The 15,585-nt window shown below is 67.8% G+C and carries 13 protein-coding genes; 3 read left to right on the top strand and 10 right to left on the bottom strand.

The features are described from left to right. Positions 1–2: 2 nt before the first annotated feature. Positions 3–1,199 carry a BamA/TamA family outer membrane protein gene (locus EV147_RS05350; RefSeq protein ID WP_130390060.1) on the bottom strand — a complete coding sequence of 399 codons (1,197 nt, stop codon included), beginning with the start codon at positions 1,197–1,199 and terminating at the stop codon, positions 3–5. Continuing rightward, positions 1,196–1,924 carry a hypothetical protein gene (locus EV147_RS05345; protein WP_198680170.1) on the bottom strand — a complete coding sequence of 243 codons (729 nt, stop codon included), beginning with the start codon at positions 1,922–1,924 and terminating at the stop codon, positions 1,196–1,198. Before EV147_RS05345 ends, EV147_RS05350 begins: the two co-directional genes overlap by 4 nt. A gap of 540 nt (positions 1,925–2,464) precedes the next feature. On the opposite strand from EV147_RS05345, the gene EV147_RS05340 reads away from it, so the two are divergent. Beyond that, positions 2,465–2,902: a MarR family winged helix-turn-helix transcriptional regulator gene (locus tag EV147_RS05340; protein WP_130390058.1), complete on the top strand. Its 438-nt coding sequence runs from the start codon at positions 2,465–2,467 to the stop codon at positions 2,900–2,902. Positions 2,903–2,917: 15 nt separating this feature from the next. Here the strand turns inward: EV147_RS05340 and EV147_RS05335 are convergent, their stop codons facing one another. The 7 genes from EV147_RS05335 to EV147_RS05305 all read right to left on the bottom strand — a co-directional run bounded on the left by EV147_RS05335 (position 2,918) and on the right by EV147_RS05305 (position 11,039). Further along, positions 2,918–3,655: a DUF1120 domain-containing protein gene (locus EV147_RS05335; RefSeq protein WP_157994665.1), complete on the bottom strand. Its 738-nt coding sequence runs from the start codon at positions 3,653–3,655 to the stop codon at positions 2,918–2,920. A gap of 118 nt (positions 3,656–3,773) precedes the next feature. Then, the gene (locus tag EV147_RS05330) at positions 3,774–5,252 is read right to left on the bottom strand and encodes a glycine betaine ABC transporter substrate-binding protein (RefSeq protein WP_235844665.1); all 1,479 of its coding nucleotides are present in this window, start codon (positions 5,250–5,252) and stop codon (positions 3,774–3,776) included. Positions 5,253–5,314: 62 nt separating this feature from the next. After that, complete coding sequence (locus EV147_RS05325; RefSeq protein WP_130390055.1) at positions 5,315–5,653, bottom strand: cupin domain-containing protein; 339 nt, start codon at positions 5,651–5,653, stop codon at positions 5,315–5,317. Between the two features lie 20 nt (positions 5,654–5,673). After that, positions 5,674–8,709: a DNA translocase FtsK gene (locus EV147_RS05320; protein WP_130390054.1), complete on the bottom strand. Its 3,036-nt coding sequence runs from the start codon at positions 8,707–8,709 to the stop codon at positions 5,674–5,676. Positions 8,710–8,848: 139 nt separating this feature from the next. Next, positions 8,849–9,487 carry a DUF4136 domain-containing protein gene (locus EV147_RS05315; RefSeq protein ID WP_130390053.1) on the bottom strand — a complete coding sequence of 213 codons (639 nt, stop codon included), beginning with the start codon at positions 9,485–9,487 and terminating at the stop codon, positions 8,849–8,851. A 13-nt stretch (positions 9,488–9,500) separates the two neighbouring features. Then, positions 9,501–9,914, bottom strand: a complete 414-nt coding sequence (locus tag EV147_RS05310) for a DoxX family protein (protein ID WP_130390052.1) — start codon at positions 9,912–9,914, stop codon at positions 9,501–9,503. 132 nt (positions 9,915–10,046) lie between these two features. After that, positions 10,047–11,039 carry a LysR substrate-binding domain-containing protein gene (locus EV147_RS05305; protein ID WP_130391193.1) on the bottom strand — a complete coding sequence of 331 codons (993 nt, stop codon included), beginning with the start codon at positions 11,037–11,039 and terminating at the stop codon, positions 10,047–10,049. Positions 11,040–11,176: 137 nt separating this feature from the next. Here EV147_RS05305 and EV147_RS05300 point away from each other — a divergent pair, with 137 nt between their 5' ends. Together EV147_RS05300 and egtB are read left to right on the top strand one after the other, a co-directional pair. Continuing rightward, positions 11,177–11,794 carry an FMN-dependent NADH-azoreductase gene (locus EV147_RS05300; RefSeq protein WP_130390051.1) on the top strand — a complete coding sequence of 206 codons (618 nt, stop codon included), beginning with the start codon at positions 11,177–11,179 and terminating at the stop codon, positions 11,792–11,794. 223 nt (positions 11,795–12,017) lie between these two features. Further along, entirely contained in the window at positions 12,018–13,313 is a 1,296-nt protein-coding gene (gene egtB / locus EV147_RS05295) for an ergothioneine biosynthesis protein EgtB (protein ID WP_130390050.1), read from the top strand. A 155-nt stretch (positions 13,314–13,468) separates the two neighbouring features. On the opposite strand, the gene prpR is transcribed toward egtB, so the two are convergent. Further along, on the bottom strand, positions 13,469–15,430 hold the full coding sequence (gene prpR, locus EV147_RS05290) for a propionate catabolism operon regulatory protein PrpR (RefSeq protein ID WP_130390049.1): 1,962 nt from the start codon (positions 15,428–15,430) through the stop codon (positions 13,469–13,471). Positions 15,431–15,585 lie beyond the last annotated feature (155 nt).

Here is a 15,585-nt window from a genome sequence, read left to right as displayed (position 1 = left end):
AGCTAGCGCCAGGCGCTGCCCACCTGGATGTAGAACGCGTTCTGGTCCTTGCTGTGGGCCACGTCGATCCCCATCGACAGCCCCAGCTTGCGCGCCAGCATGTAGCGGAATCCGCCGCCCACGCTGAAGACGGTGCTGGCGTCGGAGAAATCGTGCCAGCGGCCATAAGCCTTGCCGGTGCCGGTAAACGCCAGCAACGACCAGCGCGGCGTCACGTCCCAGCGCAGTTCCACTTCGGCGGCCAGCGCGTTACGGTCCTGGTAGCGGCCTTTCTGCACGCCGCGCAGGTCGACGTACGGCTGGGCGTAGAACGGCACGTCACCGGTCGAGAATTTCGTGTCGGCCCGCAGCCCGAGAATCCACTTGCGAGACAGCGGCAGCCAGGTAAAGCCACGCGCGTTGTACATGTCGAAGCTCTGCGTACTGCCAAGCCCGCCCCGCGCGAACTGCGCCTCGAACTCGGCGTAGATACCCTTGTTCGGATAGAAGATGTTGTCGCGCGAGTCGTAGTCGATGACCAGCCCGCCATTGCCGATGCGCTGTTTTTTTTCGATCGGCCCCAGCTCCCCGGCCGTACCGCCAAACTTGAACGTCGCCGAGGTATCGGCATAGACGTAGCGCGGCCCGATGTACCAGCGCGAATCGCCGAGCCGGAACAGCAACTGCTGCACCAGCGCGAAGCCGTCCAGCTCGTAGGCGCGCGGCTGGTTGGCCAGCCCGAAGTATTCGAGATTCGCGTTGACCTTGCCGATCGCGCCCATGTAGCGGATGCGGTCGCCGCCCCAGGTGTGGAAATGCGCGGCCCCGGCCGCCCACGTGCCGTTCTCTGTGTAGGCGCCGCCCACGGCCGTGATGTTCGGCGGGGCTGGCCCACGGCCAGACCGGCGCGCCTCCTGCGCCGCTTCGGCCATCGATTGCGAGAAGAAGGCCAGCCCCAGCCCGAAGCCATAGCCGATCGCCGGCTCGGTGATGATCGTCGGGATCGGCAGTGCGCCCTTGTGGTTGAGCAGGAAATCGCTGGCGTCGAGCATGCCGTCCTCGGGATCGAAGAACGACAGTTTCGGCTTGGGAGCCGGTTCGGCGGCGGCCGGGGCCGCTGCCGGGGCATCGGCGGCAGCGGTTTGCGCCGCAGCTTCACCGTGCGCCGTGGCCAGCCAGGCGCCTGCTACCAGCATCAACGCCGGCGCGGCGCGTCTCATTTGCCGAACGTCATGTTGAGCCCGGCGAAGACCGTCCACTGGGGTACGCCCGCGCCGTCATGCAGGACCGAATACTGCGGTTCGATAAAGGCGTTGAAGATCGTGCTGCCCTCCTTCCACGCCTTGCCCGCGCCGAGACCGACCGGCACGTAGTAGCTGCCGCGCTGCAGGTCGAACGTCCAGGTGCCGGTGGAACGGATATACCAGCCGTGTGGCAGGTTGAAGATCGCAAACGGCTGCGCGGTCAGCGACTGCACGTCGGGGCGGCTGCTCTGCCCGGCAAACGAGTGCTGCCACTGCACCAGCATGCCCAGCAGCCGCGCCGGCTTGGCGTCGACCACCACGCCCGCCAGCCCGGCCTGCCACTTGCCCGTGCCCAGGCTTGGGTCGGTGGCGGTGGGAATCGTCAGCAACGGCCCGGCGCCGAGCTGGATCCCCTCGCTGCGCAGCAGGAAGATGTCGAACAGGTTGATATCGCCGAGGCCGGTGTCATAGGAGCCATTGGCATTCGGCCGCGTGCTGATCGGGATGGTGCCGCGCACGATCTGCGGTACGCCCACCAGGCTGCCCGGCGCAATCGGAATGGTCGGGCGCAGCAGAAAATCGTTGGTGTGCGCGCCGCTGCCATAAAGGCGCGGCGAATAGAAATTGTGGATATTGAACGCGGGGGCGAGATTCAGGGGATTGTTGCTCTTGTTGGCCAGTTCGGCACTGGTCTGCGCCATCGCGCCAGACGCCAACAGGGTACAACCGACACAGACACTACCAAGACGCTTCCAGGCGCGAAGTTTCCGCATGCTCGGGACTCCAGGAACAAATCGGACGGCGGACAAGAGACGTACCCTTCTCCCGAACCCAATGTACCGGAGCGATTCTTCCGATGCGCACCCCGACGTGATGAACTTTCTCGTCGCCTGTATTAAGTTCTTTGCGATGTCACGGCGAAAAAGGGCACCCGCCTCCCACATCCCGCATCCGGGTGATTTCCGGAACGCGGAACGTATCAGGCAATGACATATTGTCAGGTCATTCAATAACCCGTACGGGGGATTATCTCAAAACTAATGCAAAGGTTTTGCCATTACCTAAAAGACAATGACACGGTTTCCATTTCTTCTAAATCTAGAGACAATAAAATTGAATTCCCATACCGTTCAGGATTTGCCAGACTACGCTCCCATGAACCGCCGTCGCAACCGCGGTTCAAACCGCGGATCGGTTACTGACTGATCAAATTTCTTCGGTGCAACACAAAGGAAACCACAGTGAAGCACTACACTCCCGAAAACTTCCAGCTGACTCAGAGCATTGGATTCCACCTGAATCGGGCCCGCAACAGCCTGCTGACCGAACTGGATTCGGCCCTGCGCCCGCTCGATATCAACGCCCAGCAAATGGGCATCCTGCTCTGCCTGACGCGCGGCGTGGCCAGCACGCCTTTCGAAATCAGCAAGGTCCTGGGCATCGATAGCGGCCTGATGACCCGCATGCTCGACAAACTCGAGGAAAAGGGCCTGCTTGAACGCAGCCGCAGTATCGACGATCGGCGCGTGGTAAATCTGACGCTGACCAACAAGGGAAGAAATATTGCAGAGGAAATCCCCACCATTGCACCTGAAGTACTCAACCAGCGATTGCGGGGATTTACCAATGAGGAGTTCGAGGAATTCCGCCGGCTACTGCAGAAATTCGTTTCGGGCTGACCAGCAAACTCCGCCTCAGAGATAGACGAGCGTGAATGTGGCCTGTCCGTCGATGGCAATCTCACCGGTCAGCGGCAAGTCGTCCTTCGGCAGGATGACCGAGAATATTTCGTAGCGCGCCGAAGCGGTGGTCACTGCGGCAGGTGTGGTGTTGACCTTGCCATCGGTGGTGCTGGCCCAGGTGTGGACGCGCTTGCCGGACGGCAGCATGATGCGCGCGCCGGCGTTCTCGCCGCCGGACGCGAGGGCGGTCCAGGTCGCGCCGCTGTCGTCGGAGCGCAACATGCCAGCATCGGCGGTGCCGATCTTCACGCCGCCGAACTGGGGCGCCAGATGCATCAGGTAGCCGCCGATCAGCGCGCCGTCCGTGGTGCTGCCGAGCCCGAACGAGGCACCCGCGACCGGCGTGATACCTGCGTAGTTCTCGGCGATGGCCGTATCGAAGCCGGCCGGCACGGTGCCGGCGCGGCCATCGGACACCGTCAGGCCAACCTGGATGCCGGCGCCGCAGGCCACGCTGACCGTGACACCGGCGTCGAGCAGGTGCCCGTTGCCGTCCGCATCCTTGATGAGCTTGTCGATATCGATGTTGCCGTAGTCCACGACGCTGCCGCCGGTGTACGAATCGAGCGAGATATTGCAGATGCCGGGGCGGACCTTGCCGCCGACTCCGAGGTCCGCGGTTTCCGCTGCCACGGCAGGCGCACCGGCACAAGCCAATGCCAGTAGTGTGAAGGCCGCGGTGTTTTTCATGGTGCTGATCTCCGAGGTAGGTAAGCTGGTCCCGCTACCGTACTGCCTACGCCCCGGGGGGTACATCGCAGATTCTTTAATTCTTGGCCATGCGACGCCCGCCTTTGACGCGACCGCCTCAACGGCGCCCGCGCTGGAGGCTCCATTCCAGTGCGCCGAACGCCCCCTGCACGGCCACCGCCAGCAAGGCCGCCGGAATGGCACCGGCCAGCAACTGCGTGGTGTCGTTGAGCGCCAGCCCGGTGACGATGCGCTCGCCATATCCGCCCGCCCCGACGAACGCGGCAATCGTGGCCGTTCCCACGCTGATGATCGCGGCCGTCTTGATGCCGGCCAGCATGACCGGCATGGCAAGTGGCAGCTCCACGTAACGGAGCACCTGCAACGGGCGGAAGCCCAGCGCGCGCGCCGCATCGCGCATGCCCGGGCGCACTTCCTGCAGGCCGGTGCAGGCATTGCGCACGATCGGCAGCAGCGCGTAGAGGAACAGCGCGATCAGCGCCGGCCAGATGCCGATGCGGCCCAGCAGCGGGATCAGCATGGCCAGGAGCGCCAGCGACGGCACGGTTTGCAGCACGCCGACGATGGCCAGCAACGCCTGCCCGGTCCGGCGCCGGCGCGCGGCCACGATGCCGAGCGGCACGCCCACCAGCGTGGCGGCACCGACCGCGCCGCCCACCAGCGCCAGATGGCGCACGGTCAGCCGCCAGGTTTCCGGGCCCAGCAAGGCCCCCAGCAGCCCATGGCGGCGGTCGGCCGGGGTCACGGCGGCCTGGCTGCCGGCCAGGAAGCGGCGCGCCACGGCGGCGAACGATTCGCCGTCGATCTCCGCCGCGGCATTCATGCCGGTCATCGCCGGGGCGTCGATGCGTCCCGCCAGCCCTTGCCACGCCTGCCATGCGGCGGGAAAGCGGTGCGGCACATCGGCACGATGGACGATCACGGCGTCATAGCGCGGGAACACGTGGCGGTCGTCGGTGAGCACGCGCAGGCCGTACTTGCGGATCTTGGCGTCGGTGGCGTAGATGTCGGTGGCGTCGATCTGCCCATTGGCCAGCGCCTCGTACGCCAGCCCGTGGTCGATGCCGATCGGCTGCTGCGGCATGCCATAGGCGCGCACCAGTGCCGGCCAGCCATCGGCGCGTCCGATGAATTCGTGCGACAGACCGAGCTTCAGCGCCGGCTGCTTCGCCAGATCGCCGAGCGTGCGCAGGCTGCCCGCGCGGGCATCGGACACGGCGATGGCATAGGTGTTGTCGAAACCAAGCGGAATGCCGGCGGCCAGCCCCAGCGGCGCCAGTGCGGCGTTGATCCGGTCGAGCGTGGCGGGCGGCGGCAGTCTGAGGATTTCGCTGGCCAGCGTGCCGGTGTAGTCGGGATAGGCGTCGATGCTGCCCGCCTTGAGCGCCTCGAACAGGATGGCCGTGTTCCCGAGGCCGGGCAGGTGGCGTACCTCGGCGTGCGGCGCGGCGTCCTGCGTCAGGATCTCGCCGAGGATGTAGGACTCGGTGAACCGCTTGGAGCCAACGCGGAGCGTGTCGGCATGGGCCGTGGCGACGGTGGCGACGGTGGCGACCGTGGCGACGGTGGCGAGCAGGAGGGCCGGGAACAACCGGATGAAGCGGGGCAAGCGGTGTCTCCTCGTGTTCTGCTCCCCTTTCAGGGGCTCACATGTACCGCCAGCCAGATCGTGGGCTGGGCGCCGTCCGTCCAGGCCACCCGGTGCCGGCACCCCGGCGGCAGCCGCAGCCAGTCGCCGGCGCCGAGCGTGTGGGTGGTGCCATCGTCGATGGCCACCGCCGCGCTGCCGCTGATCACCAGCACCCATTCGTCGTCGGCGCTGTCGTACCAGAAGCCGGGCGGACTGGCTTGCCCGTTCGAGACGATGCGTTCGATGCGGACCCTGCCGCTGGCCTGCCAGGCGCCCAGTTCGGTGAAGACCTCGCCGGCGGCATGCACGGGTACATCGTGGAGCAGGTTGCCTCGGGTCGCGGTCATGGCCGGCTCCTTGTGTGGCGTCAGTCGGCCGGGCCGCCCGGCGCGGTCACTTCGCGGGTGCCGTTGCGGCCCATTGGCGAGACCAGCCCGGCCGCCTCCATCTGTTCGATCAGGCGCGCGGCCCGGTTGTAGCCGATGCGCAGGTGCCGCTGCACGGCCGAGATCGACGCGCGGCGCGAGGTCAGCACGAACTGGGCGGCCTCGTCGTAGAGCGGATCGGCCTCGCCGTCGCCGCCACCTTCGCCGAACAGGTCGGCGGCGCCTTCGGGCACGTCGCCGGCCAGGATGGCCTCGTCATAGTCCGGCTCGCCGAACTGCTTCCAGTGCTCCACCACGCGGTGCACTTCCTCGTCGGCCACGAAGGCGCCGTGCACGCGCTGCGGATAGCCGGTGCCCGGCGGCAGGAACAGCATGTCGCCCGCGCCCAGCAGGCTTTCGGCGCCCATCTGGTCGAGAATGGTCCGCGAATCGATCTTGGACGAGACCTGGAAGGCCACGCGCGTGGGGATGTTGGCCTTGATCAGGCCGGTGATCACGTCCACCGATGGCCGCTGCGTGGCCAGGATCAGGTGGATGCCGGCCGCGCGGGCCTTCTGGGCCAGCCGCGCGATCAGTTCCTCGATCTTCTTGCCGGCCACCATCATCAGGTCGGCCAGTTCGTCGATGACCACCACGATCAGCGGCAGCGTGGAGAGCGGCTCGGGCGCGTCGGGCGTCAGCGAGAACGGATTCGGCACCTTGCGCCCGGCCGCCTCGGCCGCGCGGATCTTCTGGTTGTAGCCCGCCAGGTTGCGCACGCCGAGCGCCGACATCAGCCGGTAGCGCTTCTCCATCTCGCCCACGCACCAGTTCAGCGCGTGCGCGGCCTGCTTCATGTCGGTGACCACGGGCGCCAGCAGATGCGGAATGCCCTCGTAGACCGACAGTTCGAGCATCTTGGGGTCGATCATGATCAGGCGCACGTCCTCGGGCGTGGCCTTGTACAGCATCGACAGGATCATCGCGTTGACCGCCACGGACTTGCCCGAGCCGGTGGTACCGGCCACCAGCAGGTGCGGGGCGCGGGCCAGATCGGTGACCACGGGGTTGCCGGTGATGTCCTTGCCCATTGCCAGCACGAGCCGGGAGGCATGCGAGTCGAACGCGCTGCCGCTGACGATCTCGGACAGGCGGATCATCTGGCGCTTGGCATTGGGCAGTTCCAGGCCCATGCAGGTCTTGCCGGGGATGGTCTCGACCACGCGGATCGACGTCACGCCGAGCGCGCGCGCCAGATCCTTCATCAGCCCAACCACCTGCGAGCCACGCACGCCCACGGCCGGATCGACCTCGAAGCGCGTGATGACCGGCCCGGCGCTGGCGCCGACCACCGACACCGGCACCTTGAACTCGGCCAGCCGCTGGGCGATCAGTTCGCCGGTCTGGTGCAGCCGTTCCTCGGAGACGGTCTCGACGTTGTCGTCCTCGGCGGCGAGCAGGTCGAGGCCGGGCAGGCGGTAGTCCACCGGCGCCCGGGGCGGCGGGGGTGGCGCGGGAGGCGCCGGCTGGCTGGCCACCGGTACGGAATGCAGCGGCACGGTATTGCCGACCACGGCCTGCAACACGATGCGCGGCTTGGGCGCGGGCTGGACGAAGACATTGGCGTCCTCGACCTGCGCCGGTTCCTCTGCGGCCGGCGGCGCGCCTGGCTCATCCTCTGCGATCGAGGCGGCCACGGCCTGGTCGATCGCTTCCGAGGCGGTCGGGGCCGGCGGGGCGGCCGCTTCCTGCGGGATGTCCGGGGTGGCTTCGGGCTCGGGTTCTGGCACTGGCTCTGGTTCCGGCTCCGGCTCCGGCTCCGGTTCGGGTTCCGGCTCGATGGCGGCAACTTCCGCGAACTCGTCGCTCTCGGCCAGCACGGTCTCCGATGGCGTTTCCGCCGCCACGGCGGGCTCGGGCACCGGTTCCCGGTTGCCGGCCAGCGCGCGCAGTTCGGCGAGCAGCGTCAGGGCTTCGGCCCGGAGCGACTCGACGGTGACGGCGCCCTGCGGTGTTTCGGCCTCGGATTCGGATTCGGTTTCGGATTCGGCAAGGTCGACGGCTGGCAATTCCGGCGGGGCTTCGGCCACCGCCACGTCATCGTCTGCCAGCACGGCGGCGGCGGCGGGCGCCACGACCGGCATCACCGTGGTGGCCGCCGGCCGGGCCACGGCTTCGGGCAGCGTGGTCACGGCCGAGCGCAGGCCGAGTTGCGGATTGCGGAACGGGCTGCTGACAACGGTGGCCTGGGGAGCGGCCTTCGGCGCGGGCCGGGGCTCGGGCTTCGGCGCCGGGCGAACGTCGGGGCGGCTGTCAGGACGTACCTCGGGGCGCGGCGCGGGCTTCGATTCGGGAACGGCAGGCTTGGGCGCCGTGCCGAGCGGGTCGCGGCGGATGGCGCCCGGGGCGTCGGCATGCTGGAGCCAGATCTCGCCCGGCTGCGGCGGCGATTCGCGCGTGCGCGGCGGCGGCTGCCACGCGGGCTGGCGGCGCGCGGAGACGGGCTCGATACCCTTCTGCCGCACCGGCTGGCGACCCGGCTGCGAAGGCATCGACGTGGTTTCCCAGCGGCTGGCGCCATCGCGCGTGGCTGCTGGTGCCACGGATTCGTGGCGCATGGTGTCCGTGGCACGTGCCTCCGCACGGGCGGCGGGCTTGGGCGCGGGACGATCATCCTCGGGGTCCATCGGCGGACGGTGCAGCAGGAACAGGCTACGCCAGGTCTCGCCGAACACCATCGGCGCCGAGAGCCCCAGCACGGCCAGCATCATCAGCAGCGCGCCGGTCCAGCCGAGCATGCCCGATGCCACGCCAGCCAGCGCGTGCCCTGCACTGCCTCCGGCCAACGCGTCGGCTGACTCGCCGCCGGTGAGCGCTTCGAGCGTCGCACTGGCGCCGAGCACCAGCACCGTTCCCATCCACACGCGCAGCGAGCCGCGGCCGAACAGGCGGCGGTCGCCGGCCAGCGCGCGGCTCACCGTTCGCCAGACAAGCGGCAACAGCCAGAAGGTCGAAATTCCGAACCAGCCCAGACCCATTTCAATATGACAGTTCAAAAACCACGGGCAGGGATTGTAGCGGGTCTGGCACGGCCAGACCGCCGCGCACGCAAAAACTTACTTTGAACTTTCGCTAAAGTTCTGGCGTGCGCGGGGCAAGGGGCGGGAGGTCGGCAGGTTATTTGGCGGGCGGCGCGCCAGCCGGCGCGGGCTGGCCGGCGCGGAACGGGTACTTGGCGAAGATCTGCCCCACCACCTTGTCGATGGCCGGCTGGTTGTTCTGCGGATCGGCCTGGTTCACGTCGCCCTGGGCAATGCCCTCCCAGACCAGCTGGTTCTTGCGCGCGTCGATCACGTCGATGTTCAGCGTGCCCTCGGTATAGGTATACGTGTCGTTGTAGAAGCCATAGCCCGGCCACGGCGCGTACAGGCCGCCCCGGTACGAGTAGTAGCCCAGGTAGCCCGGCGGCGGCAGCGGCGCCGGCGCGCTGGCGATGCGCTGGTGGAACTGCATGTTGAAGTTGATCAGCAGGTCTGGCTGGCGCGGCACGTATTCGTAGCCGCGGGCGGCCATCTCGCGCGACGTGGCCGCTTTCAGGTATTGCGTGGTCAGGCTCTCGTAGCCCTGCCGGTCGGTGCCCGGGCGCGGCACGAAGCCGAACGTGCGGTATTGCGCGAAATCGGCGCTGCGGTTGTAGTCGGTGCGGATGTCCGGGCCGGTGGCGCAGCCGGTCAGGACCAGTGCGGCCAGCAGCGTGCCGGCCACTGGCAGCACGCGCGTAGCCGGGGTGTTACGCAGGACGTTCGGTTGATGCATGGTGTTCAGGCTCCTAGTTCCATTTGCCATCGATGCCGCCCACGCTGAGGCGGCCGGCACCGAGAAACGCCACGGCCAGCGCCGCCGCCAGGTACATGCCCTGCAGCTCCAGCGCCCAGCCTCCGGTATTGGCCATTTCGCCAAATTGCTTCGCGTGGACCAGGCCGAGCGCGAACAGCATGTTGATGGCAACGATCAGCGCGGCGGCGCGCGTCCACAGGCCGATGATCAGCAGGACGGGCGCCAGCACCTCGCCGATGTAGACGCCATAGGCCACGAAGGCCGGCAGCCCGGCCTGGGTGACCACCTGTTCGACGAAGCCGGGGCCGGACATCAGCTTGGCGATGCCGTGCAACAGGATCAGCACCCCAAGGGCGATGCGGAGAATGGCCTTGCCGACGTCTTGCGTTCCTTGCGTGCGACTCATCGCTTTGGCTCCCGATAGTTGGATTGCAGATCCTCCATGTGACCTGCATTCAACTACCTTAGCCCGTGCCGGCGTGAAGGTAAAGACGCTGGCTTGTCGCGTTCGACCGGAATTCGGCGCATCCGCACGGTGTCATGGCTTGCCGCCGCCGGGCGGCACTGCCGCATCGCCCACCAGCGGCGGCGCGGCATGCATGGATGGCCCGCCATGGGGGATCATGCCCACGCGCCGGCCATGCTCGGGTAGCACTTCGGCCAGAAAATCGAGAAAGCGCCGCAGCGCGGGCGTGACGCCCTGCCGCGAGGGAAACACGGCGTGCAGCACGCCCATCGGCAAATCCCACTGCGGCAGCACCACTTCGAGGTCGCCGCGCTCGATCTCGTCGCGGCAATACATGCGCGGCAGCATCGCCAGCCCGGCACCGGCGATGGCAGCCTCGCGCAGCAGCGCGAACTCGTCGGAAATCAGGCGCGGCGTGTAGCCGATGTGCACCGGCTCGCCGGCCTTGTCGAACAGCGTCCAGACATGGCGGCCCTCGTGCGGCTTCTGGGCCAGCCCCGGCATGCCTTCGAGCGCCTGCGGGGTGCGCGGCCGCCCGATGCTGTCGAGCAGCGCCGGGCTGGCCACCAGCTTCAGGTCGCTCTTGCCGAAGGTACGCACGGCCAGGCTCGAATCGTCGAGCACGTTGCGCACGCGCAGCGCCAGGTCGAAGCCCTCCCCGATCACGTCCACGCGCCGGTTGGTTGCCTCGATCTCCAGCTCGATGCCGGGGTTGGCCCGCATGAACTGGCCGATGTTCGGCGCCAGCAGGATCTGCACGATCGCCACCGGGCAACTGACCCGCAGCGCACCGCCGGGCTGCTCGCGGGCATGGTCGATCACGTCGCGCGCCGCCTCGGCGGCCTGCAGCATGTCGCGGCAGCGCGCGTAGTACGCCTCGCCAAGTGGCGTAACACGCACCTGTCGCGTGGTCCGGCGCAGCAGTTGCACGCCGAGATCGCGCTCCAGCTGGGCGATGCGCCGCGACAGGCGCGATTTGGGCACGCCCGTGGCCCGGCTGGCCGCCGAGAAACTGCCGTGCTGAACCACCTGGGCGAACAGCGACAAATCGTTGAGATCCTGCATCGGAATGGCCTTTTCACGAATCACGCGTTCTGTCGTTGCACAAACAGAACAATCATTTGCATTTTGCCTCACTACCGGCATCAATGGCCAGCCTCTATCTTTCAGCCATCCAAACGAACTTCAGTGGGGCCAGACAAATGAACATCCTCCAAATCGATTCGAGCGTACTGGGCGACAACTCCGTTTCGCGCAACCTGACCGCCAGCATCGTGGCCGACCTCGTGGCCGCCAACCCGGGCGCCAACGTCACCGTGCGCGACCTGGACCGCGACGCGCCGGCCCACCTCGGCAACCACCTGTTGCCCGTGCTGGGTGGCCCGAAGGATGGCCTGAATGCCGAGCAGCAGGCCGAACTCGACCGTACCGAGACGTTCCTGGCTGAATTCCTGGCCGCCGACGTGCTGGTGATCGGCGCGCCGCAGTACAACTTCGGCATCCCGAGCCAGCTCAAGGCCTGGATCGACCGCGTGGCGCAGGCTGGCCGCTCGTTCCGCTACACGGCCAACGGTCCCGAAGGGCTGGCCAGGGCGCGCGCCATCGTGGTGTCGTCGCGTGGCGGTGTGCGCCAGGATGACGCGGCGCTGGATCTGCATGAGATCACCATGGACGCCGTGCTGCGCTTCCTGGGCATCACCGATATCCAGTTCGTGCGCGCCCACGGCCTGGCAATGGGCCCGGAAGCCCGCGAAGCCGGCCTGAACAAGGCCCGTACCGAGATCGCCGCGCTCAACGACGCTGTCCGCGCCGCCGCCTGAACCGGCCCGCGCCTTGTAACGACTCCGTGAAGACCCCGGCGCCGTCCCCTCGGCGCCGACGCTGCCTGCCCGCATCCCCTGTCCGCCCGGACCGGGGATGCGGGTTTTTTTGTGGCGGCCTGTAGGCATTGACTGACACCGATCGCCGAATTCCCGCCGCTCGCCCCACCGGTCGGATAGGTCTATGATGGTTCGACTGTCCGCCAGCCCACCGGGAGCCTGCATGACCACAGCCTCAGCACTGTTGCCAGCCACCGCCAGCCATCCCCCGCAGGAACCCGCGCTGCTGAGCCAGTATCGCCATGTGCGCGCCGCGACCGAAATGCTGGTGGCTGACCTGTCCGACGCCGATGCCACCGTCCAGTCGATGGACGATGCCAGCCCGGCCAAGTGGCACCTGGCCCATACCAGCTGGTTCTTCGAGGAGTTCGTGCTTGGCGCCCGCGTGCCGGACTACGAACCGGTCGATCCGCAGTATCGCTATCTCTTCAATTCCTATTACGAGGCCGTTGGCGCGCGCCATCCGCGTCCGCGCCGGGGGCTGCTGACGCGTCCGAGCCTGGACGAGATCCTGGCCTACCGCGAGGCCATCGACGAGAGCATGTTCTCGCTGCTGATGACCGCGCAGACCGACGACGAGGCCGCGCTGATCACGCTCGGCCTGCACCACGAGCAACAGCACCAGGAGCTGCTGCTGACCGACATCCTCCACCTGTTCGCCCAGAATCCGCTGCGCCCCGCCTACGCGCCCGAACTGGTGGTGCCGGTGGTGGCCGACCCGCGCCCGGCGCCGGAATGGATCAGGTTTGCCGGCGACATCGTCTCGGTGGGCCACGGCGGCGACGGCTTCGCGTTCGATTGCGAAGGCCCGCGCCACCAGGTGCTGCTGCGGCCGTACGCGCTGTGCTCGCACCCGGTGAGCAACCGGCAGTGGTTCGAATTCATCGAGGATGGCGGCTACCAGACCGCCGGGCTGTGGCTGTCGGACGGCTGGCGCTGGGTCTGCGACAACCAGATCGAGGCGCCGCTGTACTGGGAGGCGCGCGACGGCACCTGGTGGCAGATGAGCCTGCGCGGCATGCACCCGGTGGACCCGGACAGCCCGGTGACCCACGTGAGCTTCTTCGAGGCCGACGCCTTCGCGCGCTGGGCCGAGCGCCGCCTGCCGACCGAGGCGGAGTGGGAGCACGCCGCCCGCAACCTGCCCGCCACCGGCAATTTCATCGAAGGCCGCTCGCTGCGGCCGCTGCCCGACCGGCAGAACACTTCGGGCGTGCTGCGCCAGATGTTCGGCGATGTATGGGAATGGACGGCCAGCGCCTTCCTGCCCTACCCCGGCTTCCGGCCCAGCACCGGGGCCGTCGGCGAATACAACGGCAAGTTCATGAGCAGCCAGATGGTGCTGCGCGGCGGCTCGTGCGTGACGCCGGAATCGCATATCCGCGCGACTTACCGCAATTTCTTCTACCCGCAGCAGCGCTGGCAGTTCACGGGCCTGCGGCTGGCGGACGATGTTTGACCGGTCCGGCTTGACTGGCCCTTTCCTGGAGGCAGAAAGGAAAAAGCCCCTTCCGATGGAAATCGGGAGGGGCTTTTTCTTTGGGGTGTGGGGAGGTGATATGGCGGTTAATTGCGATATAGGGCTTCCGACCCTGCTGGCGCGGAGGCAGGCCATTACCCTTCCTTCAATCGCCTCCACAGCGTGGTGGCGCTGATGCCGAGCCTCGCGCAGGCTTCCGTCCGATTGCCTCCGCACTCCTCCAACACGCGGCGAATATGGTCGGCCTGGCTCGTGCGGGCCACCGTGGCCAGTGACTGGGCGTCGGGCACCGCTGCTGCGATCGGCGTGGCATGGCCGAACAGCTCCGGCACGGCGGCCTGCAACTCCCGCTGTAGCGCCAGCGGCGGCAGTTCCACGCCGGCCACCAGCACGGCGATGCGTTCTGTCACGTTTTCGAGTTCGCGGATATTGCCGGGCCAGGCGTAGGACGCCAGACGCGCGCTGACCGGTGCCGGCAGCGGCTGGAGATCGGCGATGCCCAGCCGTTCCTGGGCGCGGCGGTACAGCAGGGCCGCCAGCGCCGCGAGGTCGGCCGAGCGGTCGCGCAGCGGGGGCATCTCGATGCGCAGGATGTTGAGCCGGTAATAGAGATCCTGCCGGAACGTGCCGTCGCGCACCAGCGCGGCAAGGTCGCGGTGGGTGGCGGCGATGACCCGCACGTTGACCGGCACGGCCTCGATGCCGCCGATCGGCAGCACCTGTTTTTCCTGGAGCACGCGCAGCAGCCGGGTCTGCAGCGCCGGGGGCATGTCGCCCACTTCGTCGAGGAACAGCGTGCCGTTATGGGCCGACTCAAACAAACCCGCCTTGCCGCCGCGTCGCGCGCCCGTGAAAGCGCCCTCCTCGTAGCCGAACAGTTCCGATTCCAGCAGCGTCTCGGGGAAGGCGGCGCAGTTCACCGCCACGAACGGAAACGCGCGGCGCGGGCTGGCGTCGTGCATGCCCTGCGCCAGCACCTCCTTGCCGGTACCGCTTTCCCCACTCACCAGCACCGTGGAATCTACCGCGGCGTAGCGCCGGGCCAGCGCCCGCAGGCCGCTCATCGCCGGGGAATCGCCAGCCAGGTCTGCGAGGCTGTAGCGCACGCCGGCGGCGCGCGGACGGTTGCGGGAGCGCAGGTTGCGGTCGGCGCGATGGATCGCGTTGGCGTCCTGGATGGTCAGCACGGCGCCGGCGCTGCCGGCCTCGCCGACAATCGGAATCCGGTTGACCACGACCATGCGGTCGCCAAGCCGGTGGATGGCTTCCAGCTCGCGCGTGCCGCTCTGCATCACGCCGTCGAGCGCCAGCCCCGGCGCCAGCGTCGACAGCTTGCGCCCCACGGCCACGCCGGCCGGGGTGCCCAGAAACCGTTCCATGGCCGGATTGAATGCCTGGACGCGCCCCTCGGCATCCACGGCGGCCACGCCTTCGTTCAGATGCGCCAGGATCGCGTTGACATAGTCGCGCCGCGTCGATTCGATGCGCCGCAGCCGGGCGGCCTCGATGGCATCTTCCAGCGCCAGCCGCACCGCGTTGCCCGAATACAGGAACACGCCCACCAGCCCGTACTTGTCGGCCAGGTCGGTCACCATGCCCGGCCCCACGATCACCCGGATACCCTCCTCCTTGAGCGCCCGCACGCGCGCCGTGGCGTCGTCCTCGGTCAGGTAGGTGTAGCGCGGAATGTCGAGGGCGAACGCCTGCACGAACTCGTCCACCTCGGCATAGGTCGAGGCGTGCGTGACCAGCGCCACCTTCGGAGAAATACGACGCGCGGTAGCCAGCGCGCTCATCACGTCGAAGCCGGTGACCTTGACCAGTACCACGGGCACATCCACGTGCTGGCGCAGGTAGGCGCCATTCGAACCACCGGCCACCACCACATCGACACGGTTTTCGCGGGCCTCGCGGTTGATGGCACTGGCCGCCGCCTCGAAGGCCCGGCCGACGATCCGGAACTCGGCCCGCGCCGCATAGGCCGGGATCAGGTCGGCAAACGCCCGAGAAAGGCGGCTGATGCCCATGGCCCAGATGCGGGGCCGCGCGGCGGCAGGGGTAGCGGAAGGCAGCGAGGGAACGGGTAGCGAAGCCATGGCTCGGGGTGGTTGCAGGCGTCCCGCCATTCTGCGCCCGGCGCGGCCGCATTTCAACTTTGAAATCCGTGAACGGCACGAAACTTTCCAAACTTGAAATAGCAGCGTTGGGAAAGGCGGCGCCGTGAGAACGCCACATCACCTCAAACCCTTGA

Source organism: Cupriavidus agavae (assembly GCF_004217045.1).
GTDB classification, from domain to species: domain Bacteria; phylum Pseudomonadota; class Gammaproteobacteria; order Burkholderiales; family Burkholderiaceae; genus Cupriavidus; species Cupriavidus agavae.
This window is presented reverse-complemented; position numbering and strand designations above follow the sequence as displayed.

Coding starts and splice junctions, on each gene's coding strand:
- EV147_RS05350 (WP_130390060.1), bottom strand. CDS start 1,199: ATGAGACGCGCCGCGCCGGCGTTGATGCTGGTAGCAGGCGCCTGGCTG.
- EV147_RS05345 (WP_198680170.1), bottom strand. CDS start 1,924: ATGGCGCAGACCAGTGCCGAACTGGCCAACAAGAGCAACAATCCCCTG.
- EV147_RS05335 (WP_157994665.1), bottom strand. CDS start 3,655: ATGAAAAACACCGCGGCCTTCACACTACTGGCATTGGCTTGTGCCGGT.
- EV147_RS05325 (WP_130390055.1), bottom strand. CDS start 5,653: ATGACCGCGACCCGAGGCAACCTGCTCCACGATGTACCCGTGCATGCC.
- EV147_RS05320 (WP_130390054.1), bottom strand. CDS start 8,709: ATGGGTCTGGGCTGGTTCGGAATTTCGACCTTCTGGCTGTTGCCGCTT.
- EV147_RS05315 (WP_130390053.1), bottom strand. CDS start 9,487: ATGCATCAACCGAACGTCCTGCGTAACACCCCGGCTACGCGCGTGCTG.
- EV147_RS05310 (WP_130390052.1), bottom strand. CDS start 9,914: ATGAGTCGCACGCAAGGAACGCAAGACGTCGGCAAGGCCATTCTCCGC.
- EV147_RS05305 (WP_130391193.1), bottom strand. CDS start 11,039: ATGCAGGATCTCAACGATTTGTCGCTGTTCGCCCAGGTGGTTCAGCAC.
- EV147_RS05300 (WP_130390051.1), top strand. CDS start 11,177: ATGAACATCCTCCAAATCGATTCGAGCGTACTGGGCGACAACTCCGTT.
- egtB (WP_130390050.1), top strand. CDS start 12,018: ATGACCACAGCCTCAGCACTGTTGCCAGCCACCGCCAGCCATCCCCCG.
- prpR (WP_130390049.1), bottom strand. CDS start 15,430: ATGGCTTCGCTACCCGTTCCCTCGCTGCCTTCCGCTACCCCTGCCGCC.